25 protein-coding genes are annotated in these 25,117 nt (G+C 71.1%); 21 read left to right on the top strand and 4 right to left on the bottom strand.

All coding sequences use genetic code 11. From position 1 onward, the window contains the following. Nucleotide 1 precedes the first annotated feature (1 nt). Genes BJ993_RS21130 through BJ993_RS21175 form a run of 10 tightly spaced genes read left to right on the top strand, consistent with a single transcriptional unit; the run spans nucleotide 2 to nucleotide 8,612 of the window. Nucleotides 2-1,246, top strand: coding sequence for an MCE family protein (locus tag BJ993_RS21130; protein WP_179651060.1), 1,245 nt, complete (start codon nucleotides 2-4; stop codon nucleotides 1,244-1,246). Then, nucleotides 1,243-2,589 (top strand): MCE family protein, encoded by a 1,347-nt coding sequence (locus tag BJ993_RS21135; protein WP_308645660.1) that lies wholly within the window; start codon nucleotides 1,243-1,245, stop codon nucleotides 2,587-2,589. Before BJ993_RS21130 ends, BJ993_RS21135 begins: the two co-directional genes overlap by 4 nt. After that, nucleotides 2,586-3,857 (top strand): MCE family protein, encoded by a 1,272-nt coding sequence (locus tag BJ993_RS21140; protein WP_036542756.1) that lies wholly within the window; start codon nucleotides 2,586-2,588, stop codon nucleotides 3,855-3,857. The genes BJ993_RS21135 and BJ993_RS21140 overlap by 4 nt, the downstream gene beginning before the upstream one ends. Continuing rightward, on the top strand, nucleotides 3,854-4,435 hold the full coding sequence (locus tag BJ993_RS21145; RefSeq protein WP_051931839.1) for an Rv1363c family protein: 582 nt from the start codon (nucleotides 3,854-3,856) through the stop codon (nucleotides 4,433-4,435). Before BJ993_RS21140 ends, BJ993_RS21145 begins: the two co-directional genes overlap by 4 nt. 17 nt (nucleotides 4,436-4,452) lie before the next feature. Beyond that, a complete protein-coding gene (locus BJ993_RS21150; RefSeq protein WP_179651062.1) occupies nucleotides 4,453-5,268 on the top strand; it encodes a hypothetical protein in 816 nt (271 codons plus the stop codon). Nucleotides 5,269-5,287: 19 nt separating this feature from the next. After that, nucleotides 5,288-6,280: an NAD(P)/FAD-dependent oxidoreductase gene (locus BJ993_RS21155; protein ID WP_179651064.1), complete on the top strand. Its 993-nt coding sequence runs from the start codon at nucleotides 5,288-5,290 to the stop codon at nucleotides 6,278-6,280. Nucleotide 6,281: 1 nt separating this feature from the next. Next, entirely contained in the window at nucleotides 6,282-6,749 is a 468-nt protein-coding gene (locus BJ993_RS21160) for a pyridoxamine 5'-phosphate oxidase family protein (RefSeq protein WP_179651066.1), read from the top strand. A gap of 11 nt (nucleotides 6,750-6,760) precedes the next feature. Beyond that, the gene (locus BJ993_RS21165; RefSeq protein WP_036542766.1) at nucleotides 6,761-6,955 is read left to right on the top strand and encodes a ferredoxin; all 195 of its coding nucleotides are present in this window, start codon (nucleotides 6,761-6,763) and stop codon (nucleotides 6,953-6,955) included. Nucleotides 6,956-6,957: 2 nt separating this feature from the next. After that, complete coding sequence (locus tag BJ993_RS21170; protein ID WP_179651068.1) at nucleotides 6,958-7,863, top strand: 3-oxoacyl-ACP reductase; 906 nt, start codon at nucleotides 6,958-6,960, stop codon at nucleotides 7,861-7,863. After that, nucleotides 7,860-8,612: a glucose 1-dehydrogenase gene (locus BJ993_RS21175; RefSeq protein WP_036542772.1), complete on the top strand. Its 753-nt coding sequence runs from the start codon at nucleotides 7,860-7,862 to the stop codon at nucleotides 8,610-8,612. Before BJ993_RS21170 ends, BJ993_RS21175 begins: the two co-directional genes overlap by 4 nt. A gap of 77 nt (nucleotides 8,613-8,689) precedes the next feature. On the opposite strand, the gene BJ993_RS21180 is transcribed toward BJ993_RS21175, so the two are convergent. Further along, entirely contained in the window at nucleotides 8,690-9,301 is a 612-nt protein-coding gene (locus tag BJ993_RS21180; protein WP_036542775.1) for a TetR family transcriptional regulator, read from the bottom strand. Nucleotides 9,302-9,452: 151 nt separating this feature from the next. Here BJ993_RS21180 and BJ993_RS21185 point away from each other — a divergent pair, with 151 nt between their 5' ends. From BJ993_RS21185 to BJ993_RS21195, 3 genes are read left to right on the top strand one after another with little or no spacing between them, the layout of a single operon-like run. After that, the gene (locus BJ993_RS21185; RefSeq protein ID WP_036542777.1) at nucleotides 9,453-10,736 is read left to right on the top strand and encodes a glycosyltransferase family 4 protein; all 1,284 of its coding nucleotides are present in this window, start codon (nucleotides 9,453-9,455) and stop codon (nucleotides 10,734-10,736) included. Nucleotides 10,737-10,738: 2 nt separating this feature from the next. Further along, complete coding sequence (locus BJ993_RS21190) at nucleotides 10,739-11,488, top strand: class I SAM-dependent methyltransferase (protein WP_036542780.1); 750 nt, start codon at nucleotides 10,739-10,741, stop codon at nucleotides 11,486-11,488. Then, a complete protein-coding gene (locus BJ993_RS21195) occupies nucleotides 11,485-12,630 on the top strand; it encodes a prenyltransferase (protein ID WP_179651070.1) in 1,146 nt (381 codons plus the stop codon). The genes BJ993_RS21190 and BJ993_RS21195 overlap by 4 nt, the downstream gene beginning before the upstream one ends. Here the strand turns inward: BJ993_RS21195 and BJ993_RS21200 are convergent. Beyond that, nucleotides 12,601-13,278, bottom strand: coding sequence for a class I SAM-dependent methyltransferase (locus tag BJ993_RS21200; protein ID WP_308645661.1), 678 nt, complete (start codon nucleotides 13,276-13,278; stop codon nucleotides 12,601-12,603). The genes BJ993_RS21195 and BJ993_RS21200 overlap by 30 nt on opposite strands. A gap of 92 nt (nucleotides 13,279-13,370) precedes the next feature. Between BJ993_RS21200 and BJ993_RS21205 the strand changes: the two genes are divergently transcribed. Continuing rightward, a complete protein-coding gene (locus BJ993_RS21205; RefSeq protein ID WP_179651072.1) occupies nucleotides 13,371-15,410 on the top strand; it encodes an acyl-CoA dehydrogenase family protein in 2,040 nt (679 codons plus the stop codon). A gap of 36 nt (nucleotides 15,411-15,446) precedes the next feature. Here the strand turns inward: BJ993_RS21205 and BJ993_RS21210 are convergent, their stop codons facing one another. Next, on the bottom strand, nucleotides 15,447-16,748 hold the full coding sequence (locus BJ993_RS21210) for an alpha/beta hydrolase (protein ID WP_179651074.1): 1,302 nt from the start codon (nucleotides 16,746-16,748) through the stop codon (nucleotides 15,447-15,449). A gap of 66 nt (nucleotides 16,749-16,814) precedes the next feature. On the opposite strand from BJ993_RS21210, the gene BJ993_RS21215 reads away from it, so the two are divergent. Both BJ993_RS21215 and BJ993_RS21220 read left to right on the top strand, forming a co-directional pair. Next, nucleotides 16,815-18,215 carry a WS/DGAT/MGAT family O-acyltransferase gene (locus tag BJ993_RS21215; RefSeq protein WP_179651076.1) on the top strand — a complete coding sequence of 467 codons (1,401 nt, stop codon included), beginning with the start codon at nucleotides 16,815-16,817 and terminating at the stop codon, nucleotides 18,213-18,215. 74 nt (nucleotides 18,216-18,289) lie between these two features. Beyond that, entirely contained in the window at nucleotides 18,290-19,399 is a 1,110-nt protein-coding gene (locus BJ993_RS21220) for a DUF475 domain-containing protein (RefSeq protein WP_036542789.1), read from the top strand. An 85-nt stretch (nucleotides 19,400-19,484) separates the two neighbouring features. Here the strand turns inward: BJ993_RS21220 and BJ993_RS21225 are convergent, their stop codons facing one another. After that, on the bottom strand, nucleotides 19,485-20,411 hold the full coding sequence (locus tag BJ993_RS21225) for an alpha/beta fold hydrolase (RefSeq protein WP_179651078.1): 927 nt from the start codon (nucleotides 20,409-20,411) through the stop codon (nucleotides 19,485-19,487). A 34-nt stretch (nucleotides 20,412-20,445) separates the two neighbouring features. Here BJ993_RS21225 and BJ993_RS21230 point away from each other — a divergent pair, with 34 nt between their 5' ends. Genes BJ993_RS21230 through BJ993_RS21250 form a run of 5 tightly spaced genes read left to right on the top strand, consistent with a single transcriptional unit; the run spans nucleotide 20,446 to nucleotide 25,109 of the window. After that, nucleotides 20,446-22,614, top strand: a complete 2,169-nt coding sequence (locus BJ993_RS21230) for an acyl-CoA dehydrogenase family protein (protein WP_308645662.1) — start codon at nucleotides 20,446-20,448, stop codon at nucleotides 22,612-22,614. Further along, nucleotides 22,611-23,150, top strand: a complete 540-nt coding sequence (locus BJ993_RS21235; RefSeq protein ID WP_179651082.1) for an FAS1-like dehydratase domain-containing protein — start codon at nucleotides 22,611-22,613, stop codon at nucleotides 23,148-23,150. Before BJ993_RS21230 ends, BJ993_RS21235 begins: the two co-directional genes overlap by 4 nt. Then, nucleotides 23,147-23,533, top strand: coding sequence for a Zn-ribbon domain-containing OB-fold protein (locus tag BJ993_RS21240; RefSeq protein ID WP_179651084.1), 387 nt, complete (start codon nucleotides 23,147-23,149; stop codon nucleotides 23,531-23,533). Before BJ993_RS21235 ends, BJ993_RS21240 begins: the two co-directional genes overlap by 4 nt. After that, the gene (locus BJ993_RS21245) at nucleotides 23,533-23,940 is read left to right on the top strand and encodes a MaoC family dehydratase (protein ID WP_179651086.1); all 408 of its coding nucleotides are present in this window, start codon (nucleotides 23,533-23,535) and stop codon (nucleotides 23,938-23,940) included. The genes BJ993_RS21240 and BJ993_RS21245 overlap by 1 nt, the downstream gene beginning before the upstream one ends. Next, the gene (locus BJ993_RS21250) at nucleotides 23,937-25,109 is read left to right on the top strand and encodes a lipid-transfer protein (protein ID WP_036542805.1); all 1,173 of its coding nucleotides are present in this window, start codon (nucleotides 23,937-23,939) and stop codon (nucleotides 25,107-25,109) included. Before BJ993_RS21245 ends, BJ993_RS21250 begins: the two co-directional genes overlap by 4 nt. Nucleotides 25,110-25,117: the final 8 nt, after the last annotated feature.

Below are 25,117 nucleotides of genomic sequence, written 5' to 3' on the forward strand. Positions count from 1 at the left end.
GATGGTGACCACGATCCTCAAGCGCATCGACCGGCGGGTGCTCGCGCTCCTCGCCGTCGTCCTGCTCGTCGCCGTGTCGCTCAACCTGCTGCGCTCGCCGGCGGAGATGAAGACGGTGACCGCCCACTTCCCGCGCGCGGTCAGCGTGTTCGAGGGCACCGACGTCCGGGTGCTCGGAGTCAACGTCGGCAAGGTCACCGCGGTGATCCCGGAGGGCAACTCCGTGCGCGTCGAGATGGAGTACGACGCCCAGTACCGCATCCCGGAGGACGCGAAGGCGGTCATCGTCACCCCGACGCTCGTCGCCGACCGCTTCGTGCAGCTGACGCCGGTCTTCGAGGACGGCGACGCGGTGCTGGCCGACGGCGCCGACATCGCCTTGCCCGAGACAGCCGTGCCGGTGGAGCTGGACCGGATCTACAGCAGCCTGCAGAGCCTCACCCAGGCCCTCGGCCCCAACGGCGTCAACAAGGACGGCACGCTCGACCACCTGCTCGAGGCGGGGGAGAAGGCCTTCGACGGCCAGGGCTCCCGCGGCAACAAGATGATCGAGGACCTCGCCCAGGCGGCCGAGACCTTCGGCAACGGGGCCGGGCCGCTCTTCGAGACCGTGACCCAGCTGGCGAAGTTCACCGACACGCTGGCGAAGAACGACAAGCTGGTCCGGGCCTTCATGCAGGACCTCACCGGCGTCTCGGCCATGCTGGCCGAGGAGAGCGACGAGCTCGAGCAGGCAGTCGCCGCGGTCGCCAAGGCGGTCGGTGGCGTGAAGGGCTTCGTCAACGACAACCGCGACGCCTTCGTGACCGACGTCCGCAAGCTGACCGACGTCATGAACACGATCGTCTCGGAGAAGGACAACATCGAGACGGCGGTGAAGATCGCCCCCACCGCCATGGCCAACCTCCAGATGGGCTTCGACCACGTGGCCGACGGCCAGAACAGCCGGGTCGCGATCGGTGGCTACGTGTGGGACGCCGACGGCATCGTCTGCGCGATCATCCAGCAGCACCCGACCATGCCGAAGGCGCTCAAGGACACCGCGTGCGACCTGGTCGAGAAGGTCATGGAGCCGATCCTGGCCAAGCTCCCGTGGCTGCCGCCGGAGTACAAGTCCTACCTGCCGAAGGCCAAGACCGCCGGGGCGGACACCAGCCAGGGCATCCGGCGACCGGAGAGCACGCCGGTGACCTACGCGAGCGGTGACGGCGCGACCGTCGAGGATCTCCTGGGAGGTACGTCGTGACCCGCCCCGCCGCGCGCAGCTGGCGCGCGAAGACGCTCGCGGCCCTCGCCGGGCTGGTCGTGCTGACCGGCTGCAGCAGCTTCGACGGCGCCTACGACCTTCCCCTGCCCGGGCACGAGGTGGACGCCGACGACGCCTTCGAGGTGACCGTCTACTTCAAGGACGTGCTCAACGTCGTACCGCGCTCGCCGGTGATGGTCGACGACGTCACCGTCGGCGAGGTCTCCGAGGTGGAGCGGGCCGGCTGGAACGCCAAGGTCAAGCTGCTCATCCGCAAGGACGTCGAGCTGCCCGACAACGCGATCGCCGACATCCGGCAGGTCTCCCTCCTCGGTGAGAAGTACGTCGCCCTGGAGGAGCCGACCGAGCAGGAGCCGACCGGCCGGCTGGCCGAGGGCGACACCATCGAGCTGGCGGCCACCGGACGCAACCCGGAGGTCGAGGAGGTGCTCGGCGCGCTGTCCTTCCTGCTGAGCGGCGGCGGTGTGGCCCAGCTCGGCACCATCACGCAGGAGGCCAACCAGGTGATGTCGGGCCGCGAGGGCCGGCTGCGCAACCTGCTGTCGTCGCTGGACTCCGTGGTCGGCACGCTGGACCAGCAGAAGGTCCAGATCATCAGCGCGCTCGAGTCGATGAACAACCTCACCGCGACGCTCAACGCGGAGAAGGACACCATCGGCGACGCGCTCGACGCGACGGGCCCCGCGATCAAGGTGCTCGCCGACCAGCACGACGAGCTGATCGAGATGCTCAAGGCGCTCGACCAGCTCGGCAAGGTCGGCACCCGCGTCATCAACGCCAGCAAGGAGGACGTGCTCAAGATCCTCGAGGAGCTGAGCCCGATCCTGCGCAAGCTGCGCGAGGCCGACGAGCAGCTGGCGCCCGGTCTCAACCTGCTGGTCAGCTTCCCGTTCCCGCAGGCCGCCAACAAGATCGTGCAGGGTGACTACGCCGACACGATCGCGCGCGCCGACCTCAACTTCGCCAACGTCTTCCACTCCCTCGGCATCCCGGACCTGCAGCTGCCCGACCTCGTCGAGGTGGTCAACCAGGTGACGCGCTGCCTCAAGAGCGGCAGCCTCACCAGCTCGGCGTGCGCGAAGGTGCTCAGCGACCTCGACCTGCTCAAGCAGCTCAAGGCGGAGTGCCGGACCCAGGCGCTCAAGGGCAGCCCGGTCTGCAAGCTGCTCAACTCCCTGCCGGACCTCGACCTCGGCAAGCTGCTGCAGGGCGGCCTGCTCGGGCCCAACGGGATGCTGTCGGGCCTGACCAGCGGGCTCGTCCAGCCGGGGCTCACCCGGCAGGGCGGATCGACCGACGAGCTGCTCGGAGGCACGGCATGAGCCAGGGCGTACGCATCCGGCTGATGGCCTTCGTCGTCCTCAGCGCCGTCGGCATCACCTACATCACCGCGAGCTATCTCGGCATCGTCGACCGGGTGACCGGCCGCAACATCACGGTGACCGCGAGCCTGCCCGGCTCGGGCGGCCTGTTCGAGGGCAGCGAGGTGACCTACCGCGGCGTGAAGGTCGGCAAGGTCACGAAGATGGACGCGACCGAGGACGGCGTCGACCTGACCCTGGACCTCGAGCACGGCACGAAGCTGCCGCTCGACGCCGAGATCTTCGTGCACAACCTCTCCGCGGTCGGCGAGCAGTACCTCGACTTCCAGCCGAAGAGCACCGACGGCCCGTACGCCGCCGACGGCGCCCGCTACGAGGGCAACGAGAAGTCGCTGCCCGTCGACGAGGGCGACCTGCTCGTCGACCTCAGCCGGTTCGTCGACTCCGTCGACAAGGAGAGCCTGCAGAAGGTCGTCAAGGAGCTCGGGCTGATGTTCGGCGACACGGGCCGCGACCTGCAGCGCCTGCTCGACGGCGGCTCGGCCTTCATCGAGGAGGCGAACGCCCACACCGAGGAGACGATCGCGCTCCTGGACAACAGCCTCACCGTGCTCCGCACGCAGCGCGGCCAGAAGGAGAACATCCGCAAGTTCGCCGCCGACCTCAACACGGTCACCACGATGCTGCGCGGGCAGAACGGCAACCTCAAGTCGGTGCTGAGCGACACGCCCGGCGCCGCCCGCGCCCTCGACCGGCTGCTGAAGGACCTCGAGCCCACCCTGCCGGTCCTCCTCGGCGACCTCGTCACCGTCGGCCAGATCATGGTGAGCGAGCTGCCGGGCCTCGAGCAGCTGCTGGTGACCTATCCCGCCCTGATCGCCGGCGGCCCGACCGGCAGCACCGCGGACGGCTGGGGCCACGTGACGCTGCAGTATGACTACAGCGTGCCGCCCTGCACGGCCGGCTACGTGCCGCCGGAGGACTGGCGCTCGACGCAGGACCTCACCGACCGCGAGCCCGCCGACGTCAGCTGCACGTCCGGGCCGCCGTACAACATGCGTGGTGCCAAGTACGCTCCGGGCATGCGCGGTGGATCGGCGTCGCCGGGACGCGTCTACAGTGGCGTCTACGACACGGAGACCGGCATCGTCCCCGGGCTCGTCGACGGGGAGGGCACGCAGGTGCGGTTGAACAGGCCCGAGGACTACTCGGTGCTGGGAGGGGATGCGTGGAAGTGGCTGCTGATCGGTCCGGTCGCGAGCAAGTGACCCCGACGTCTCCCGACAGCTCCAGCCGGGTCCGCCTCAACATCACCCTGTACGCCGCCACGGTCGTGCTGGCCTGCGCGGCCATCTTCCTCGGCTTCGTGCTGTGGCAGGACAAGGACGACGAGGCGACGCCCCAGCTCGGCGCCGACGTGGGGCGTGGCGTGGTCACCGAGGTCGGCGAGGCGCCCGACGACGTGCAGGCGCGCGTCGCCGCCCAGCTGGACTCGGCCAGCGAGATGGCCGCGGCGATGACGAACCTCGACTACCGCGATCCCGACAAGGCGATCACGACGGTGCAGGCGCTCGCGTCGGGCGACTTCCTCAAGCAGTACAACTCCGCGACCTCGGACCTCAAGAAGCTCGCCGCCCAGGCGAAGTCGACGATGACCGGCAAGGTCGTCTGGACCGGCCTGGTCTCCGGTGACAAGGACTCGGCGACCGTGATCGTGGCGACGACCGGCACGGTCTCCAACAAGCAGACGGACTTCAAGGAGCGGGAGAACAACTACCGCATCCAGATCGAGCTGGTCCTCGACAAGGGCAAGTGGCTGACCCGCGACCTCCAGTTCGTGACGTAGGGCGAGGACGGATTTCGATGAGTGGTTCCACCCCCCGGCGCCCCGCCAGCTCGCGCGGCGGCGTCCAGCGTCCCCGCAAGATCGCGGGCCAGCGCGACACCGCGCGTCCCGACGAGGCGGTCGAGCCTGCCGCGACCTCGACGAAGGCCCCGACCGCGAAGACCCCGACCGCGAAGGCTCCGAGGACCGCGGGCGTGTCGCTCGCGAAGGCCGCCGGCACGCCCCCGCCCGCGCCCCGCCCGGGCGTGCTCGCCCGGCAGAAGACCACCCGCGTCCTCATCGCCACCCTGATCCTGGTGGCCCTGGCGCTGGGCAGCGAGACCGTGCTCTTCGTGCTCGACAAGATCGGCGACGACGACCCGCCGGCGGCGCGCGAGGCGAGCGGCGTCGCCGGTGTCGAGGTGCCCGAGGGCCGGCCGGTGGTCGCGGCCGACATCGACGTCAAGGAAGGTGTCGACGCGGCGGCCAAGGCGGCCAAGGACATCGTCGCCGTCGACTTCCAGAAGTACGACGCCGAGGTCGACGAGGCCGCCGACCTGATGACGACCACGTTCGAGTCGAGCTACCGCAAGACGGCGGAGGCGATCAAGCAGGACTTCATCGCCAACAAGACCGTCGTGGTCGCGAGCGTCGTCGCGCAGGGTGTGGTCCGGGCCAATCGCACCCGGCTGCAGGCCCTGGTCTTCCTCGACCAGAACGTGCAGCGCACGCGCGAGGGCAAGGCCGAGGTCGTGTCCACGCCGTTCAAGGTGCTGGTCACCATGGTCCACACCGACCAGGGCTGGCTCGTCGACGGTCTCGACACGAACACGGCGCAAGACAAAACAAACTAGAACACGTTACAGTTCGGGTGTGGACCACCCCGTGAGCTGTGACGTCGCCATCGTCGGCGCCGGACCTGCCGGACTGTTCGCGACGTACTACGCCGGCTTCCGCGGCCTGCGCGTCGCCCTGGTCGACTCGCTGCCGGAGCTCGGCGGCCAGGTCACCGCAATGTACCCCGAGAAGGCGATCCTCGACGTCGCCGGATTCCCGGACGTCAAGGGGCGCGACCTCGTCGACGGCCTCGTCGCGCAGGCGCTGACGGCCGAACCGGTCCAGCTGCTCGGCCGGACCGCCTCGGGACTGAAGGTCGACGAGGAGACGGGCGTGGAGCTCACCCTCGACGACGGCACCCTGGTCAAGGCCAAGGCCCTCATCGTCACGGCGGGCATCGGCAAGTTCAGCCCCCGCCCGCTGCCGGCCGCCGAGGGCTGGATCGGTCGGGGCGTCGAGTTCTTCGTCCCGAGCTTCGACCCGTACGCCGACAAGGACGTCGTCATCGTCGGCGGTGGCGACAGCGCCTTCGACTGGGCCCACCACCTCGAGCCGATCGCGCGCTCGGTGACCCTGGTCCACCGGCGCGACGCGTTCCGCGCCCACCAGCGGACCGTCGAGCAGGTCCAGGCCTCGTCGGTCGACATCGTCACCCGTGCCGAGGTGACCGCGCTCCGCGACGCCGACGGCGGCGACCGGGGCGCGCTGGCCGAGGTGGAGATCACCGTCGACGGCGAGCCGACCGTGCGTCCAGTCCAGGCCGTCGTCGCGGCGCTCGGCTTCGTCGCCGACCTCGGTCCGCTCCAGCAGTGGGGCCTAGAGACCCAGCGCCGCCACATCGTGGTCGACACCGCGATGCGCACCAGCCTGCCGCGGGTCTTCGCCGCCGGCGACATCACCGAGTACGACGGCAAGGTGCGCCTGATCGCGGTCGGCTTCGGCGAGGCCGCGACCGCCGTCAACAACGCCGCCGTGGTGATCGACCCCTCGGCCCACGTCTTCCCCGGACACTCCTCGGAAGGGAGCTGACATGAGCAGCGGACGCGACCAGGTCAAGCTGACCGACGCGGAGGTCGAGCAGCTCCTGAAGGAGAACATGAAGGTGCAGGTCGCCGCCAACGGCCGCGACGGGTTCCCGCACCTGACCACGCTCTTCTACGTCGTCATGGACGGGAAGATCGCGTTCTGGACGTACGGCCGGAGCCAGAAGATCCTCAACCTCGAGCGCGACCCGCGGGTGAGCGCGCTCGTGGAGGACGGCGTCGACTACTTCGAGCTGCGCGGCGTCTCCATCGAGGGACGGGCGGAGATCGTCCGCGACCACGACGCGATCCTGGAGATCGGCAAGGCGGTCTCGACCCGCATCTTCAACGTCGAGTCGTTCGAGGCGCTCGGCGACTTCGGGATGCAGACCGTCGAGAAGCAGGCGACCAAGCGGGTGGGCGTGATCATCCATCCCGAGCGGGTCGCGTCCTGGGACCACCGGAAGATGACCTGAGAGGCAACACGATGAAGATCAAGGTCGACTTCGACCTCTGCGAGTCGAACGGGCTGTGCGAGGCCATGGCCCCCGAGGTGTTCGAGCTGGACGACGACGACTTCCTCCAGCTGCACACCGAGGAGACCACCGACGAGAACATCGAGAACGTCCGGCGTGCGGTCGCCGCGTGCCCCCGGGCCGCGATCACGCTGGTGGAGGAGTGAGCATGGCTGCAGGGACCTCGCTCGAGGGCAAGGTCGCGATCGTCACGGGCGCCGGTGCCGGTCTCGGCCGCGCCGAGGCGGTCGCGCTGGCCCGGGCCGGCGCACGGGTGGTCGTCAACGACCTCCCCGGCGCCGGGGACGAGGCGGTCGAGGAGATCCGTGCCTTCGGGGGAGAAGCAGTCGTCGTACCGGGTGACGTGAGCCGGCGCGAGACCGCCGACGCCATGGTCGCCGCGGCCGTCGAGCAGCTCGGCGGCCTCGACATCGTCGTCAACAACGCCGGCATGACGCGTGACCGGATGCTCTTCAACCTGTCCGACGAGGAGTGGGACGCGGTCATCGCGGTCCACCTGCGCGGCCACTTCCTGCTCTCGCGCAATGCCGCGTCGTACTGGCGCGAGCAGTCGAAGCAGAGCGAGACCGGCACGGTCTACGGCAGCATCGTCAACACCGCGTCGGAGGCCTTCCTCGGCGGCTCGCCGGGCCAGGCCAACTACGCCGCTGCGAAGGCCGGCATCGCCGCACTGACCCTGTCGACGGCGCGTGGCCTGTCGAAGATCGGCGTGCGTGCCAACGCGATCTGCCCGCGGGCCCGGACCGCGATGACGGCTGCCGTCTTCGGTGAGGACCAGTCCGGCGAGGCCGTCGACCCGTACTCCGCCGACCACGTCGCGCCGCTCGTCGCCTATCTCGCCTCGCCGGCCGCCGAGCGGATCACCGGCCAGGTCTTCGTCGTGTACGGCGGCATGGTGGCCCTCGTCGCGGCGCCGGTCGTGGAGCAGCGCTTCGACGCCTCCGGGGACCTGTGGACCGGCGACGACCTCGACAAGCAGCTCGGCGGCTTCTTCGCCGACCGGGACCCGCACGTCGGCTTCGCCGCCGACTCGATCATGAGGCTGACCGTATGAGACTCGAGAACAAGGTCGCCATCGTGACCGGTGGCGCGCAGGGCCAGGGCGCCGCGATCGCCCGCGCCTATGTCGCCGAGGGCGCGAAGGTCGTCATCGCCGACGTGGCGAAGGACGAGGGCCAGGCGCTGGCCGACGAGCTGGGTGCGAACGCCCACTTCGCCCACCACGACGTGAGCGACGAGGCCTCCTGGACGGCGCTGGTCGAGGACACCAACAACCGCTTCGGCCCCGTCAACGTGCTCGCCAACAACGCCGGCATCCTCCGCTTCGGCGACATCGAGCGGATGCCCGCCGCCGAGGTCGAGCTGGTCTGGCGCGTCAACCAGCTGGGCGTCTTCCTCGGGATGCAGGCCGTCAGCCGCACCATGCGCAAGAACGGCGGCGGCTCGATCATCAACGCCTCGTCGGTCGAGGGGCTCGCCGGCATGCCGTCGTGCACCGCGTACGCCGCCACCAAGTGGGCGATCCGCGGGATGACCAAGTGCGCGGCGATGGAGCTCGGGCCGAAGGGCATCCGCGTGAACTCGGTGCACCCCGGCATGATCGACACCCCGATGACGCGGGTGCACGGTGGCGACGCCGCGATGGAGTACGGCGCCAGCAAGGTCCCGCTGCGCCGGGTCGGCCTGCCCGAGGACATCGCCCCGGTCTACGTGTTCCTGGCGAGCGACGAGTCGTCGTACATCAACGGTGCCGAGATCGCGGTCGACGGCGGCGTGACGAGCACGCACGCCTTCGGCGCATAGCGGGAATGGAGCGGCAGCGCGGCGGGAGCCGGCGCCCGGCAGCTTGCTGCCGCCCTTTCGGCGTAGACGCGCTCGCTTCAGTCCCGCAAGATGAGATGCACCGCGGTCTCCATGTGGGCCGCGGTCTCCGCCGCCGTGGAGCGGCCGGTCACCCACGCCACCAGGGCGGACAGCCACACGTCGCCGAGGACGCGGGCGATCGCCACGTCCTGGTCGGTCAGCGCGCCCTCGGCGGGCTCCCCACCGTGCATGGCGTGCGTGACGATCGAGGTCATCGCCATGCCGACGACGTGGATCTCGTTGGAGACGCTGCTGTCGGCGAACATGAAGGCGCGGGTCAGCGCCTCGGTCAGCTTGGGGTCGCCCTGCATGCCGCGGGCCATCCGCTTGAGCACGTAGAGCACCCGGTCGGCCTGGGTGTCGCCGGGGATCTCGCGCTCGTTGAGCCGCACCGCGGCCTCGTCGAACTGGCGGCCCAAGGCGCTGACCAGCAGGTGGATCTTCGACGGGAAGTAGCGGTAGAGCGTGCCGAGGGCGACGTCGGCCTGCTCGGCGACGGCGCGCATCTGCACGGCGTCGAAGCCGCCGGACTTCGCCAGCTCGTAGGTGGCGTCGAGGATCCGCTTGCGGCGCTCCCGCTGCGCTGCCGATCCGAGGTCCTCGGACGTGGACGGGTTCGCGATGCTCACGGAATGTCCCCCTGGGGTGAAGATGACGAGGCGGTCTGTTGAGGACCCAGTCGATAGGCTACCGGCAGGTAGCGCATAATTTGGAACACGTTCCACCACGATTTTGTTACATCCCTGCTCCCCGGGAGCACGACTTGGGGAGAAGTACCTGATGCGAATTGCAATGCTGTCCTACCGCAGCAAGCCCCACGTGGGCGGGCAGGGGATCTACATCCGCCGCCTGACCCGCGAGCTCGTGGCGCTGGGGCACACGGTCGAGGTGTTCTCCGGCCAGCCCTATCCCGAGCTCGACGAGGGCGTCACGCTGACCAAGGTCCCGAGCCTGGACCTCTACAAGCCCGGCGACGAGTTCCGGAACCCGCGTCCCCGCGAGTTCCGCGACCTGGTGGACGTGGAGGAGTGGCTGACGATGCGCAGCGGCGCCTTCCCGGAGCCGCTCACCTTCAGCCGGCGCGTGGTCAAGCTCCTGAAGGCGCGTCGCGACGACTTCGACATCGTCTTCGACAACCAGACCCTCGCCACCCCGCTGCTCGGCGTCGAGGACCCGGCGATCGGCCTGCCGCTGGCGGCGACGATCCACCACCCGATCACGATGGACCGCCGCATCGAGCTGGCGTCGGCCGTGTGGGCCAAGCGCAAGCACGGCTCGAGGTGGCGTTTCGAGCTGCCGAAGATCGGCGTGTGGCGCTGGTACTCCTTCCTGGGCCAGCAGAAGCGCACCGCCCCGCAGCTGCGCCGGGTGATCGTCCCGTCGGAGTCGTCGAAGCGCGACGTCGTACGCGAGTTCAAGGTCGACCCGGCCCGCATCGAGACGATCCTGCTCGGCGTCGACGACCGCTTCGTGCCGCCGACCGAGCCGCGCGTGGCCGGTCGCATCCTCGCGATGGCCAGCGCCGACGCGCCGCTCAAGGGCATCTCGGTGCTCCTCGAGGCCTTCGCGAAGCTCGTCGTCGAGCGCGACCTCGAGCTGGTGCTGGTCACCAAGCCCAAGGAGGGCGGGGTCACCGAGAAGCTCATCGACAAGCTCGGCATCGCCGACCGGGTCTCCTTCGCCAGCGGCCTGACCGACGACGAGCTCGTTGCCCTGATGGGCTCCGCGGAGCTGGCCTGCGTGCCGTCGCTCTACGAGGGCTTCTCGCTCCCGACCGCGGAGCTGATGGCCTGCGAGACCCCGCTCGTGGTGTCCCGGGCCGGCGCGATCCCCGAGGTCGTCGGCCCCGACGGCCTGTGCGCCGACGTGGTGGAGCCCGGTGACGTGGGCGCCCTGACCGCGGCCGTCGCCGCGCTGCTCGACGACCCCACTCGCCGTGCCGAGATGGGCGCCGCGGGACGCCGCCGCGTGAAGGAGCTGTTCAGCTGGAGCGCCGTCGCGGCGAGCACCGCGGCCGTGCTGGAGGACGTCATCGCCGAGTACGCGGCCGAGAAGGAGAACTGAAAGTGCTGACCGTTGACTTCGACCGCCTGGGCCTCAAGGCCGGGGACCGCGTGCTCGACATGGGTGCCGGTGCCGGTCGCCACAGCTTCGAGATGTACCGCCGCGGCGCGGACGTGATCGCGTTCGACATCGACGCCGAGGAGCTCGAGGGCGTCCGCAACCTGTTCGTCGCGATGAAGGAGGCCGGGGAGGTGCCCGAGGGCGCCGAGGCGGACGTCAAGCAGGGTGACGCGCTCGCCCTGCCCTTCGCCGACGGCGAGTTCGACCGGATCGTCTGCTCGGAGGTGCTCGAGCACATCCACGACGACGTCGCCGCGATCCGCGAGCTGATCCGCGTGCTGCGCCCCGGCGGCACGCTCGCCGTGACGGTGCCCCGCTGGCTGCCGGAGGTCGTCAACTGGCGCCTGTCGGCCGACTACCACAACGCCGAGGGCGGCCACATCCGCATCTACACCGACCACGAGCTCATCGACAAGGTCACTAAGGGCGGTCGCTCCAACGACGGCACGCCCGGCGACGCCATGCTCTTCGAGGGCAAGAGCTACACCCACGGCCTGCACACGCCGTACTGGTGGATCAAGTGCGCCGTCGGGGTCGACAACGACAACCACCCGCTCGCGAAGGCCTACCACAAGCTCCTGGTGTGGGAGATCATGAAGCAGCCCAAGGCCCTCCAGGTCGCCGGCAAGGTGCTCGACCCGACGATCGGCAAGAGCATGGTCCTGTACTTCCGGAAGCCGGAGGCCGCATGACCCGGGACACCACGCCCGAGGTCCCGCTCAGCCGCCTGCCGTACGTCGAGGGCGTGCTCTCGGCGCAGGAGGTCGCCGACACGGCGGCCGCCATCGCGGCGATGCAGGAGCCGTGGGGCGCCGTACCGTGGACGACGGGCGAGCACGTCGACATCTGGAACCACGTCGAGGCCGCGATGGCGATGCTCGTCGGCGGCCAGGTCGAGGCCGCCGAGCGCGCCTACGCCTGGGTCCCGACGATGCAGCGTGCCGACGGCTCGTGGCCGATGAAGATCGTCGGCGGCGAGCCGGACGACGAGCGCGGCGAGGTCAACATGTCGGCGTACTTCGCCGTCGGCCTGTGGCACCACTGGCTGGTGCGCCGCGACATCAGGTTCGTCGAGCGCTACTGGCCCTCGGTCCGCGCCGGCCTCGACTTCGTGGTGTCCCTGCAGGAGCCCTTCGGCGGGATCCGGTGGACGCCGGTCGACGACTTCTGCCTGCTGACCGGCAACTCGTCGATCTACCACTCACTGCGTGCGGGCGTCGCGCTGGCCGACCTGATGGACGACCCGCAGCCCGAGTGGGAGCTCGCCGGCGGCCGCCTGGGCCACGCCGTCCGCTCGCACGCCGACCTGTTCGCGGACAAGTCGACGTACTCGATGGACTGGTACTACCCGGTCCTCGGCGGCCCCGTCCGCGGCGACGCCGCGCGGGAGCTGCTCGAGCGGCGCTGGGACCGGTTCGTCGTGCCGGGGCTCGGCATCCACTGCGTCGACACCAATCCCTGGGTGACCGGCGCGGAGACCTGTGAGCTGGCGATGGCGCTCGACGTCATCAGCGACCAGCGGCGCGCGCTGGCCCTGCTCAGCGACATGCAGCACCTGCGCGAGGACGACGGTCGCTACTGGACCGGATGGGTGTACGACGACCCGGCCCGGCCCGCCCCCGACGACGAGCCCCGCAACGTGCACTGGCCCCACGAGCACACGACGTACACCGCGGCCGCCGTGGTGCTCGCCGTCGATGCGCTGGGGGAGACCTACGGCCACGCGACCCCGGGGTCCGGGATCATGCGCGGCACCTCCCTCGCCCCGCACTTCGACGAGATCGCGCTGGAGTGCGACTGCCCGTCAAGCGAGCGGGTCTCCGGCCGCGCCTGAGGTGCGCTGCAGCACGCGCAGCGAGCCGACCGCCTCCACCTCGGTGAAGGCGCCGCTCGCGAGCGCGGGCAGGTAGATCAGCTCGTACGGCGGGCGGCCGCCGTCGGCCGGGTCCGGGAAGACGTCGTGGATGGCGAGATAGCCGCCCGCGTCGACCCAGTGAGCCCAGCCGGCGAAGTCGTCACGCGCCGGCTGCTCGCCGTGGCCGCCGTCGATGAACAGCAGCGACAGCGGCGTGCGCCAGTGCGCCGCCACCGACGTCGACTGGCCGACGATCGCGATCACGTGGTCCTCGAGCCCGGCCCGGGCGATATTCCTGCGGAACTCGCCGAGGGTGTCCATCAGGCCGAGTTCGGGGTCGACGACGCTGGCGTCGTGGTGCTCCCAGCCGGCCTGGTTCTCCTCGGAGCCGCGGTGGTGGTCGACGGTGAAGACGACGGCCGTCGTACCGGTGGCGGCGGTGACCTGCTGCGCGGCCGCGCCGAGGTAGATGCCCGACTTGCCGCAGTAGGTGCCGACCTCGAGGGCGGGACCGTGCGGGAGGCGCTCGAGGGCGACCCGGTGGAGGAGCGCGCCCTCGTCCTCGGGCATGAAGCCCTTGGCGTCGCGGGCGTGTTCCAGCAGGTCGGACGGCATGGTGTCGGTCACCCGCACACTCTAGTAGAGTTAGAACGCGTTCTAGTTTCTCGCTCCGCTGGTTGAGGTGCGAGCGCAGCGAGCCTCGAGACCCCAGGAGTGCCATGTCCCTCGGTATCAGTGACGACCAGGTCGAGCTCGCCGACAGCCTGCGCAAGTGGGCCGCCAGCATCGGGCCGGTCGAGGCCGTGCGCGCGGCCGAGGGCGACGCGGGCGCCGACTTCGCGGCCGTGTGGGCGGCCGTCGAGGAGATGGGTGTCGCGGCGATCGCCGCCCCGGAGTCGGCCGGCGGTGGGGGCGGCACCGTCCTCGACCAGGCGGTCGCGCTCGAGGCGTGCGCCCACGAGCTGGTCCCCGGTGGCCTGCTCGGCGCGGCGATCGGCGGCGTGCTCACCGGCCGACCGGGCCGCCACGGCGTGCAGGTCCACCCCGGTGGTGCGGTCTGGGACGGCGGTACGGCGACCGAGCTGCTGCTGCTCGACGACGGGGAGGTCGCGGCCGAGGTCGGCGTCGACCTCAGCGCCCGGCACGCGCGCGTGTCGGGTGGCACGCCGGCCGCCGCGGCGGACGAGCGACGACGCCTGCTCGCGGTGACCCTCGCTGCGGCCGAAGCCGCCGGCGTGGCCCGCTGGTGCCTCGAGACCGCCGTCGACTACGCGAAGGTGCGCGAGCAGTTCGGGCAGAGGATCGGTGCCTTCCAGGCCATCAAGCACCTCTGTGCGCAGATGCTCGAGACCGCCGAGTCGGTGACCGCGGCCGCGTGGGACGCCGCGGCCGCCGCCACGGCGCTGGACGAGGGCGCAGGCGACGACGCCCAGTGGGCCTTCGCCGCCGACGTCGCCCAGGCCACGTGCTTCGACGGCGCCGTCGAGGTCGCCAAGTCCTGCATCCAGGTGCTCGGCGGCATCGGGTTCACCTACGAGCACGACGCCCACCTCTACCTGCGCCGGGCGCTGACCCTGCGCGCGCTCGTCGGCTCCTCCGACGCCGCGGCCGAGCGGATCACCGCCGCCGCCGTCTCCGGTGTACGACGCCAGGTCGACGTCGACCTCGAGGGCCGCGACGCCGCGGTCCGACCCGAGGCCCGGGCCACCGCGGAGCGGATCGGGTCGCTGGAGCCGGCGGACCAGCGCGCGGCGCTGGTCGATGCGGGCTACCTGACACCGCACTGGCCGGCGCCCTACGGGCTCGGCGCCGATCCGACCCTGCAGATCGTGATCGACCAGGAGCTGGGCCGGGCCGGCGTCGTACGGCCGGACCTGGTGATCGCCGGCTGGGCGGTCCCGACGATCCTGTCCCACGGCACGGACGCCCAGCGCGAGCGCTTCGTGCGCCCGTCACTGCTCGGCGAGCTGACCTGGTGCCAGCTGTTCTCGGAGCCCGGCTCCGGGTCCGACCTCGCGTCGCTGCGCACCCGTGCGACCCGGGTCGAGGGGGGTTGGTCGCTGACCGGCCAGAAGGTGTGGACGTCGGTGGCCGAGCGGGCGGACTGGGGCATCTGCCTGGCCCGCACGGACCCGGACGCGCCGCAGCACAAGGGCATCACCTACTTCCTGGTCGACATGCGCTCGGCCGGCATCGAGGTCCGCCCGCTGCGGGAGATCACCGGCGAGGCGCTCTTCAACGAGGTCTTCCTCGACGAGGTGTTCGTGCCCGACGAGTGCGTCGTGGCCGAGCCCGGCGACGGCTGGCGGCTGGCCCGCACCACGCTCGCCAACGAGCGGGTCGCGATGGCGAGCGCCCGGCTCACCAAGAGCGTCGAGCGGGCCGTCGAGCTGGCCGCGTCGCGCGACCTCGGCGCCGTCGCCCGGGTCCAGGTCGGCCACCAGGTCGCGCTGGCGACGGTCTGCGCCCTGCTCGGCGTGCGGACCACCCTGCGCGCCCTCGGCGGCCACGGCCCCGGCGCGGAGTCGAGCGTGGCGAAGCTGCTCGGCGTCCGCAGCCGTCAGGACTCCTCCGAGCTGGTCGTGAGGCTGCAGGGTGACGAGCTCGCCCTGCTCGGCGCGATCGGCAAGGAGTCGGGCGACCCGCTCGCCGCCGACGTGTGGGAGCAGCTCAACACCCGGTGCCTCTCGATCGCCGGCGGCACCACGCAGATCCTGCGCAATGTGGCGGGGGAGCGGATCCTGGGCCTGCCGCGCTAGTCAAGTGAGCTCCGCGGGAGCCTGCTGCTCCCGGCGCTACGGCTGGCCGGCAGCGCGGCGAGAGGCACTCTCCGGCAGCTTGCTGCCTCCACCGGTGCCGGAGACGCGCTCGGCCCGATGGCGGAGCCAGTGCCAGGTCAGGAACCGGTCGGTCGCGCGCACGAGGTGCTGCGAGCGGATCGACGGGAACACGTCGAACGCGTGCTGGGCGCCCGGCAGCTCGGCGTACACGACCGTCCGCTTGGACGTGGCGCGCAGCGCCTGCGCGAACGCGCGCGCCTGCCCGGGGTCGACGAGCGTGTCGCGGGAGCCGTGGACGACGAAGAAGTCCGGGTCGTCCGGCGTCACCCGCAGCAGGGGAGAGGCCGCCTCGAACAGCTCCGGGTCGTCGGCGAACCGGCGCTTCGCGATCCGGGGCGCGAGGAACTTGTCGCGCATCAGCTCGGCCGACCGCAACCCGGTCGCGCCGGCCCAGTCGTAGACCCCGTAGTAGGGCACGGCCGCCTGGACCGCGGTGTCGGCGTCCTCGAACCCGGGCTGGAACTCGGGGGCGTTGGGCGTCACGGCCGCCAGGGCGGTGAGGTGCCCGCCGGCGGAGCCGCCGGTGATCGCGATGTACGACGGGTCGCCGCCGTAGTCGGCGATGTTCTCCCGGATCCACGCGATCGCCGCCTTGACGTCGATGATCTGCGCCGGCCACGGGTCGCGCGGGGCGAGCCGGTAGTTGATGGCCACGCACACCCAGCCCTTGGCGGCCATGTGCTGCATCAGCGGGAGACCCTGCTGGTCCTTGTTGCCGATCGTCCAGCCACCGCCGTGGACCTGCAGCAGGACGGGTGCGCCGCTGCCGGGGGTGACCTCCGAGGTGTAGACGTCGAGCAGGCCGCGCCGGCCGTGCGGCGCGAACCGGATGTTGCGGTGCACCTCGACGCCGGCCCTGCGGGCGGCCCGGCCGAAGGCGAACGGGTTGGCGATGCTCCGCCACGGCGTGGCCAGGTCCGCCGGGGTCGGCTTGGCGTCCAGCTGCTCCACGTAGTCGACGCCGAGCCCCTCGACCAGCGCGTCCTCCGCGTCGCGGACGGCCTCGCGGCTCTGCTTGACGAGGTAGGCCAGGCCGGCGGCCGAGGCGCCGGCGAGCGCCAGGCCCCGCCAGTCCCGGCGCGAGGCGCGCAGGTGTGCTGCGGCATCGGCGGCGGTCAGCCCCAGCACGTGGGGGGCGAGCTCACCGGTGAGCCAGCCGGCGAAGAAGGCCGGGATGCCGGCGCGGAAGCCGGGGAGGGGACGGATGGCGTTGGCTGTCAACGCGGCGGTGATCGCCTGGCGCCGTACGAATCCCATGACCCGAGGGTATCCGGATCGTTGTGGGAAACTGATACCCGTTCTAGTTTCTATGGGGGTCACGGAATGGACCGGCTGTCGGGGCTCGACGCGAGCTTCCTCTACCTCGAGACGCCCGCGCAGCTGATGCACGTGTGCGCGGTGATGGTGCTCGACCCGGCGACGATGACGTCGCCGTACACGTTCGCAGCGCTCCAGGACAGGATCGGCGAGGCCGTCCGCGACGTCCCCGGCTTCACGCGCAAGATCCGCGGCGTCCCGCTCGGCCTGGACCACCCGGTCTGGGTGCGCGACCGCAACTTCGACATCGAGCGCCACGTGCACCGGCTCGCGGTCCCCACCCCGGGCGGGTACGCCGAGCTGATGGACCTGTGCGCCCACCTGGCCTCGCTCCCGCTCGACCGCTCGCGGCCGCTGTGGGAGATGTGGGTGATCGAGGGCTACCGCGACGCCGACGGCGACGAGAAGGTCGTCGTCTTCGCCAAGATGCACCACGCCACCGTCGACGGCGTCTCCGGCGCCAACCTGATCTCCCACCTGTGCTCGATCGAGCCGGACGCCGCGCCGCTGGCGCCCGTCGAGCAGCGCCACCCCCGCGACCCGGGCCGCGGCGAGCTGCTCGGCCGTGCCGTCATCGGTACGGCGACCCGGCCGGTCACCCTCGTCAAGGTGCTCAAGCCGTCGGCCGAGCTGGTCACCAAGAGCATCGGCCGCGCCCGCCGCGGCACGGCGATGGCCGCCCCGTTCTCCGCGCCGCGGACCTCGTTCAACGGCACGATCACCTCGCACCGCTCGATTGCCATGGCGGACCTCGACCTCGACGAGATCCGGCGGATCAAGAAGGCGACCGGGACCACGGTCAACGACGTCGTCCTCGCGATCGCCGGAGGGGCGCTGCGGGCCTACCTTGCCGAGCGCGACGAGCTGCCGTCGTCCTCCCTGCTCGCCACCGTGCCGGTGAGCGTGCGCGACTCCTCGCGCCGCTCGGGCGGCGCCAACAAGGTGTCGGCGCTGTTCACCAAGCTCGGCACCGACATCGACGACCCGCTCGAGCGGCTGCACATGCTCGCCGAGCGCAACCAGAACGCCAAGGAGCACCACAACGCGATCAGCGCCGACGCGCTGCAGGACTGGGCGGAGTTCGCCGCGCCGCGGACCTTCGGCCTCGCGGTGCGGACCTACGCCAACCTGCGCCTCGCCGAGCGGCACCCGGTCGTGCACAACCTCGTCATCTCCAACGTGCCCGGCCCGCCGATCCCGCTCTACTTCATGGGGGCGCGCATCGAGGCGCTCTGCCCGCTCGGGCCGGTCTTCCACGGCGCCGGGCTGAACATCACGGTGATGTCCAACGCCGGCCAGATGCACGTCGGCGCCATCGCCTGCCGGGAGTCGATGCCGGACACCGACGCCCTGGTCCGGCACTTCCCGGCCGAGCTCGAGCGGCTCAGCGAGGCCGTCGGCGACTGAACGGGTCGTGAACGCTCCGGGCCGGTCCGCTGCTGAATGGTTGAGGTCGGCCCTGCCCGGATAGGCTGCGCGCCATGATCTTGAGGACCTTCGGGTGGTCGTTCCTGTTCACTGTCGTCGGTGTACTGGGAGCGCTGTGGTACGGCGGTGCCGAGGGCGCCTTCATCGCGGCGATCCTGATCGTCCTCGAGGTGTCGCTGTCCTTCGACAACGCCGTGGTGAACGCCAAGGTGCTCGAGCGGATGTCGGAGTTCTGGCGCCACGTCTTCCTGACGGTCGGCGTCGTGATCGCCGTGTTCGGCATGCGCCTGGTGTTCCCCTTCGTGGTCGTCGCGGTCGCGGCGAGCCTGTCGCCGGTCGAGGTCATCGACCTGGCGCTGGAGAAGGGTGACCCGGACACGCCCGGCACCTACGGCTACATCCTCGCCCACGCGCACCACACGATCGCCGCCTTCGGCGGCATGTTCCTGATGATGATCTTCCTCAACTGGGTCTTCGAGGAGAAGGACATCCTCTGGCTGCGCTTCATCGAGAAGCCGCTGGAGAAGGCCGGCAAGATCGACGCGCTCTCGGTGATCATCGCCATCGCCGCCCTGTTCGGCTCGGCCAAGGCCTTCGCGGGTGAGCACGAGGCGGCGGTCCTGACGGCCGGCCTGCTCGGCATGCTGTCCTATCTCGTGGTCAACGGCCTGGCGACGGCGTTCGAGCACGAGGAGGAGGTCCTCGAGGAGCGCTTCGACGAGGACACCAAGGCGCACGGCGGGCAGGTGACGCTGGCGGTCGGCAAGGCGGCGTTCTTCCTCTTCCTCTACCTCGAGGTCCTCGACGCGAGCTTCAGCTTCGACGGCGTGATCGGCGCGTTCGCCATCACGACCGACCCGATCATCATCGCGATCGGCCTCGGCGTGGGCGCTCTCTACGTGCGGTCGCTGACGATCTACCTGGTCCGCAAGGGCACGCTCTCGGACTACGTCTACCTCGAGCACGGCGCGCACTGGGCCATCGGTGCCCTCGCGGTGCTGCTGATGGTGTCGATCGGCCACGAGATCCCCGAGGTCGTCACCGGCCTGATCGGTGTCGCGTTCATCGGCGCCGCGTTCATCATGAGCATCGCCCGCAACCGCCGCGAGGGCGACGCGGACGACAACGACACCGACGAGGAGCCGCAGGAGGCCCTCGCCTGAGCGCAGCCCGTCCGCGGGCGAGGGGCGTGACGTCGTACGACGTCGCGCCCCTTCTGCGTTTCCCGAGGGTCGTTCAGGTGGTCGCTCAGGCGGGCGCCGACGGGCGCTGCCGGAAGTCGCGGCGGCGCGCGTTGACCGTCGCCGCGGCCTCGACGAGCTTCGGCACGAACTTCTCCGACGCCAGCACGCAGCCGGCGTGCCCGTCGTCGACCTCGTGGATCGTCGCGCCCGGGATGGAGCGGGCGAGCGCGATCTGCCGCGAGGTCGGGATCACCCGGTCGCGCATCATCACCACGACGGCCGTCGGCACGTCGATCCGCCCGATCCACGGGCGGGAGTGGTGGCGGCCGAGCGCGGCCACCGCTTGCCCGACGGCCCAGGGACTGGTGGAGCGGAACTCCCGCAGCGCCCACTCGTGCATGTCGGACACCTCGATGTCGACGCCGCGCGCTGCCAGCCGTGCGGCCTTCAGGGCCGTCCGTGAGCGCGACACGCCCCGCAGCGCCACCATGGTGGAGCCCATCCCCAGGAAGAAGCCGCGCTCGGCGGGGGTCAGCTGGAAGCGGTCCGTGGTCGCGGCGAGCACGAGTCCCCGCACGATCCCCGGGTGCTGGCGCCAGACCCGCTGGGCGATGATCGAGCCCATCGAGTAGCCGGCGACGACCACGTCGCGCAGGTCGAGCACCTCGACGAGGGCCGCGACGTCGTCGGCGCAGTCGGCGAGCGAGAACTCCTCGCTGCGGATGCCCTGCCCGTGCCAGCGCTGGTCGAGGGTCACCACGCGGAACCGCCGCGACAGCGGCCGGATCGTCGGGAACCAGGTGAGCAGGCCGGTCGTCCCCAGCGCGTGCAGCAGCACGATGGTGGGGGAGTCGGGGCTCGGGCCGGGCGTGTCGGTCACCCAAGTCGCACCGCCGCGTCCCGGCAGCTCGACCATCCGGCCTGCCGGGATCGGGGTCCACGGCAGGTAGACCCGGTTGCGCGCGACATCCGCGAGTGAGACGACACCCATGCGCGTCAGACTAGAACACGTTACAGTTTGTGTCGTGGATGCTGAGGCGATCAATGAGGCGAGGGAGGCGGTCCGCGCCGTCGCCGGCGAGGTGCTCGAGCGCGAGGCCGACGCCCGCGACTGGGCGGCCTGGGCCGCTGCCGGCCTGACCGCGCTGCCGGTCCCCGAGGAGTACGGCGGGGAGGGGCTCGGCCTGTCCGAGGTGGCCGTGCTGCTGCGCGAGGCCGGGTGCAGGGCCGTGCAGGTGCCCGCGTGGGAGACCCTGTGCTGCGGCGCGCTGACCCTGGCGTCGTACGGCACGGACGCGCAGCGCAAGGACCTGCTGCCGGGCATCGCGACCGGAGAGGTCGTCGTGACGCCGGCGCTCCGCGGCCCCGCCGTGTACGACGCCGGCCGGGTCTCCGGCCGCAAGCTGGCCGTGACGCACGCGGACCTCGCCGACCGGCTCCTGGTCGCGGCGACCGAGGGCGACCGCGACGTCGTCGTCCTCGTCGATCCCCGGGGCGCGGGCGTGGAGCTGCTGGAGGCCCATGCCTCGAGCGGGCGCCAGCACACCGTCGTCCTCGACGGCGCGCCGGCCGAGCTGCTCGAGGACGGTGCCGCCACCCGGTTGCACGACCTCGCCCGCGCCGGCCTGGCCGCGAGCGCCGCCGGTGTCCTCGCCGGTGCGCGCGACCTGACCGCCGACTACGTCAAGGGTCGCCAGCAGTTCGGCCGGGCGCTCGCGGAGTTCCAGGCCGTGTCCCTGCAGATGGCCGACGTCTACGTCACCTCGCGCACCCTCGACCTCGCCGCCGACAACGCGGTGTGGCGCGTCGCCGAGGGCCTGCCGGCCGCCGACGACCTCGCTGTGGCGGGCTACTGGGCCAGCCAGGTGGCGCCCTACGCCTTCCGCACCTGCCACCATCTGCACGGCGGCATGGGCGTGGACATCACGTACCCCCTCGTCGCGCTGACGACGTGGGGCACCGACCTCGCCCACGCCCTCGACACCACCGCGGCGCAGGTCCCGGTCGAGGCTCCCGCGGCGAAGAACCTCGAGCTGACCGAGGAGCAGCGCGCGCTCAAGGCCCGCCTGCGCGACTACTTCGGCGGCGTCGCCGCCGACTTCGAGGGCCTCCACGACCCCGACCCGGTCGAGGGCGCGTGGAACCGGCACGGGCCGACCTACGAGCGGATGATCCGGCGCCTCGGCACCGACGGCTGGATGGGCGTCGGCTGGCCGGAGGAGTACGGCGGCCACGGGCTCGGCGAGGTCGAGCAGACGATCTTCGCCAACGAGGCGCAGTACGCCGACGTGCACCTGCCGTCCGTCACCCTGCAGACCGTCGGCCCGACGCTGATCAAGTACGGCACCCAGAAGCAGAAGGACCTCTTCCTCGAGCGCATCCTCAAGGGCGACGTGCACTTCGCGATCGGCTACAGCGAGCCCGACGCCGGCACCGACCTCGCCTCCCTGCGGACCACCGCGCGCCGCGACGGCGACCACTACGTCGTCAACGGCCAGAAGATGTGGACGACCGGCGGCCACCAGGCCGACTACCTGTGGCTCGCGGTGCGCACCGACCCGGACGCCCCGAAGCACAAGGGCATCTCGATCCTGATCGTCGACACCAGCGACCCCGGCTACAGCTGGACGCCGATCATCACGGCCGACGGCTCGCACCACGTGAACGCGACGTACTTCAACGACGTCCGGGTCCCGGTCGACATGCTCGTCGGCGAGGAGAACCAGGGCTGGAAGCTGATCACCACCCAGCTCAACCACGAGCGGGTCATGCTCGGCCCCGCCGGCCGGATCGAGGGCCTGCGTGACCGCGTCGTTCGCTGGGCGGACGCTGCCGGCGTCCGTGACGAGCCCGACGTGCGCGACCTGCTGGGCAAGACCACGGCGGTCTTCCGGATCAACGAGCTGCTGAACTGGGAGGTCGCGCGGGCGGCGGCGGCCGGCGAGATCAAGGTCGCCGACGCCTCGTCCTCGAAGGTCTTCGCCTCCGACCAGGTCCAGCACCTGCTCGCCGACCTGATCACCCTCGTGCACCGCCACGGCGACGCGGGTGAGCCGGCGACCAAGGACCTGCTCGACTACCTCGACGCCCAGGCCAAGCGGAACCTCGTGCTCACCTTCGGTGGCGGGGTCCAGGAGGTCCAGCGCGAGCTGATCTCGATGTTCGGCCTCGGTCTGCCGCGGGTGCCGCGATGAGCGCCCCGTCGCAGGAGCTCGTGGACCCGGCGGTCCACGAGAAGGTGATGGCCGAGGCCGAGCGGATCAAGGCGTGGGGCGAGGCCGCCGAGCGGTTCGCCCGCGACGAGGTCAACCAGTCGACGATCAACAACTGGCTCGAGGCGATGGGCGTCGACAACCCCCGCTTCAGGGCGGGCGAGGCGCCGCCGTCGATGGCGCAGGTCTGGACGATGTACGGCCTGGGCGGCAGGCCGTCCGAGGACGACCCCCTGCACTCGATGATGCGCGCGCTGACCGACGCCGGGTTCACGGCCGTCCTCGGCACCAACTGCGAGCAGTCCTACGAGCGCTACCTGCGGGTGGGCGAGCAGCTGCGCGTCACCACGGCGCTGGACTCGGTCGTCGGCCCGAAGGCGACGGGCATGGGCGTCGGCTACTTCGTGACGTCGCGCAACACCTGGTACGTCGAGCACGAGGACGGCACCTCGGAGAAGGTCGCCACCATGCTCTTCCGCGTTCTCAAGTTCATCCCGCGCGCGAAGGCCGAGGCATGAGCGGGCCGGTGCGGCCGGTCGTCAACCGGGACAACGCCTACTTCTTCGAGGGTACGGCGAACGGCGAGCTGCGCATCCAGAGGTGCAACGCGTGCGGCGTGCTCCGGCACCCGCCCGGTCCGGCCTGCCCGGACTGCGGCGCCTTCGACCGCGGCTACGTGGTCGCCGGCGGCCGGGGCACCGTGTTCTCCTACCTGGTCCACCACGCCCCGCAGGTGCCCGGCAAGGAGCTGCCGCTGGTCATCGCGCTGCTCGACCTCGACGAGGGCGTGCGGATGGTGGCCGAGGTGACCGGTCCCGTCGAGATCGGCGACCGGCTGCAGGTGGGCTGGAACGTGATCGACGACGAGCTGACCCTCCCGATCTGGACGAAGGTGGACTGATGGGCACGACGCTCACCGTGGGGGACCGGCTGCCCGAGTGGAGCCTCCCGATCACGCCGACCCTCGTGGTCTCGACCGCGATCGCGACCCGCGACTTCCAGGACGTCCACCACGACCGCGACATCGCGCAGGCGGCGGGTTCGAAGGACATCTTCGTCAACATCCTCACCTCGACCGCGCTGTGCGAGCGCTATGTCACCGACTGGGCCGGACCCGACGTGCAGATCAAGGGCATCGCGATCCGGCTCGGCGCGCCGGCGTACCCCTACGACACGTTCACCTTCACCGGTGAGGTCACCGAGGTCGCCGACGGCGAGGCGACGATCAAGGTCGTCGGCGCGGTCTCGCTCGGCGACCACGTCATCGGCACGGTGACGGTGCTCGACCCGAGGGGGCAGGCGGCATGAGCGAGCGCACCCTCTCCGGCAAGGCGGCCATCGCGGGCATCGGGGCGACCGAGTTCTCCAAGGACTCCGGGCGCTCCGAGCTCCAGCTCTCGGTCGAGGCCGTCCGGCACGCGCTGGCCGACTGCGGCCTCACGCCGGCCGACGTCGACGGCCTGGTCACGTTCACGATGGACACCTCCTCCGAGATCGCGGTGGCCCGTGAGCTCGGCATCCCCGAGCTGCGCTTCTTCAGCCGGATCAACTACGGCGGCGGCGCTGCCTGCGCGACCGTCCAGCAGGCCGCGATGGCCGTCGCCACCGGGGTCGCCGACGTGGTCGTCGCCTACCGCGGCTTCAACGAGCGCTCCGGCGACCGCTTCGGCCAGGTGTCGAAGTGGGCGGCCGCGCAGGTCAACACCAATGGCCTCGACAACGCGTGGACCTACCCGCTCGGGCTGTCCACGCCGGCCGCCACGGTCGCGATGCAGGCCCGCCGCTACATGCACGAGTACGGCGCGACCTCGGAGGACTTCGGCCGGGTGGCGGTCGCCGACCGCCGGCACGCCGCCACCAACCCGGCCGCGTTCTTCCACGGCAGGCCGATCACGCTGGAGGACCACCAGGCCTCGCGCATGATCGCCGACCCGTTGCGCCTGCTCGACTGCTGCCAGGAGTCCGACGGAGCGGTCGCGCTCGTCGTCGTCTCGGCGGAGCGGGCGAGGGACCTCGCGCAGAAGCCGGCGTACATCACCGCGGCCGCGCAGGGCTCGGCGCGCGACCAGTTCGTGATGACGTCGTACTACCGCGACGACATCGGCATCCCCGAGATCGGGGTCGTGGGCCGCGAGCTGTGGAAGCAGTCCGGCCTCACGCCCGCCGACCTGCCGATGGCGATCCTCTACGACCACTTCACGCCCTACGTGCTGATGCAGCTCGAGGAGCTCGGCTTCTGCGGCCGCGGCGAGGCGAAGGACTTCGTCCGCGACGGAGCCCTCGAGGTCGGCGGACGGCTCCCGATCAACACCCACGGCGGCCAGCTCGGCGAGGCCTACATCCACGGCATGAACGGCATCGCCGAGGGCGTGCGCCAGGTGCGCGGCACCTCGGTCAACCCCGTGGCCGACGTGGAGAACGTCCTGGTCACGGCCGGCACGGGCGTGCCGACGAGCGGACTGATCCTCAGCGCCTGAGCTGCCGG

It is taken from the genome of Nocardioides aromaticivorans (assembly GCF_013408525.1).
Lineage (GTDB): Bacteria > Actinomycetota > Actinomycetes > Propionibacteriales > Nocardioidaceae > Nocardioides > Nocardioides aromaticivorans.

Excerpts from the sequence above, each read along its gene's own strand:
- BJ993_RS21130 (WP_179651060.1), top strand. The coding sequence starts at position 2 with ATGGTGACCACGATCCTCAAGCGCATCGACCGGCGGGTGCTCGCGCTC.
- BJ993_RS21140 (WP_036542756.1), top strand. The coding sequence starts at position 2,586 with ATGAGCCAGGGCGTACGCATCCGGCTGATGGCCTTCGTCGTCCTCAGC.
- BJ993_RS21150 (WP_179651062.1), top strand. The coding sequence starts at position 4,453 with ATGAGTGGTTCCACCCCCCGGCGCCCCGCCAGCTCGCGCGGCGGCGTC.
- BJ993_RS21160 (WP_179651066.1), top strand. The coding sequence starts at position 6,282 with ATGAGCAGCGGACGCGACCAGGTCAAGCTGACCGACGCGGAGGTCGAG.
- BJ993_RS21165 (WP_036542766.1), top strand. The coding sequence starts at position 6,761 with ATGAAGATCAAGGTCGACTTCGACCTCTGCGAGTCGAACGGGCTGTGC.
- BJ993_RS21170 (WP_179651068.1), top strand. The coding sequence starts at position 6,958 with ATGGCTGCAGGGACCTCGCTCGAGGGCAAGGTCGCGATCGTCACGGGC.
- BJ993_RS21175 (WP_036542772.1), top strand. The coding sequence starts at position 7,860 with ATGAGACTCGAGAACAAGGTCGCCATCGTGACCGGTGGCGCGCAGGGC.
- BJ993_RS21185 (WP_036542777.1), top strand. The coding sequence starts at position 9,453 with ATGCGAATTGCAATGCTGTCCTACCGCAGCAAGCCCCACGTGGGCGGG.
- BJ993_RS21195 (WP_179651070.1), top strand. The coding sequence starts at position 11,485 with ATGACCCGGGACACCACGCCCGAGGTCCCGCTCAGCCGCCTGCCGTAC.
- BJ993_RS21205 (WP_179651072.1), top strand. The coding sequence starts at position 13,371 with ATGTCCCTCGGTATCAGTGACGACCAGGTCGAGCTCGCCGACAGCCTG.
- BJ993_RS21210 (WP_179651074.1), bottom strand. The coding sequence starts at position 16,748 with ATGGGATTCGTACGGCGCCAGGCGATCACCGCCGCGTTGACAGCCAAC.
- BJ993_RS21215 (WP_179651076.1), top strand. The coding sequence starts at position 16,815 with ATGGACCGGCTGTCGGGGCTCGACGCGAGCTTCCTCTACCTCGAGACG.
- BJ993_RS21220 (WP_036542789.1), top strand. The coding sequence starts at position 18,290 with ATGATCTTGAGGACCTTCGGGTGGTCGTTCCTGTTCACTGTCGTCGGT.
- BJ993_RS21225 (WP_179651078.1), bottom strand. The coding sequence starts at position 20,411 with ATGGGTGTCGTCTCACTCGCGGATGTCGCGCGCAACCGGGTCTACCTG.
- BJ993_RS21235 (WP_179651082.1), top strand. The coding sequence starts at position 22,611 with ATGAGCGCCCCGTCGCAGGAGCTCGTGGACCCGGCGGTCCACGAGAAG.
- BJ993_RS21240 (WP_179651084.1), top strand. The coding sequence starts at position 23,147 with ATGAGCGGGCCGGTGCGGCCGGTCGTCAACCGGGACAACGCCTACTTC.
- BJ993_RS21245 (WP_179651086.1), top strand. The coding sequence starts at position 23,533 with ATGGGCACGACGCTCACCGTGGGGGACCGGCTGCCCGAGTGGAGCCTC.
- BJ993_RS21250 (WP_036542805.1), top strand. The coding sequence starts at position 23,937 with ATGAGCGAGCGCACCCTCTCCGGCAAGGCGGCCATCGCGGGCATCGGG.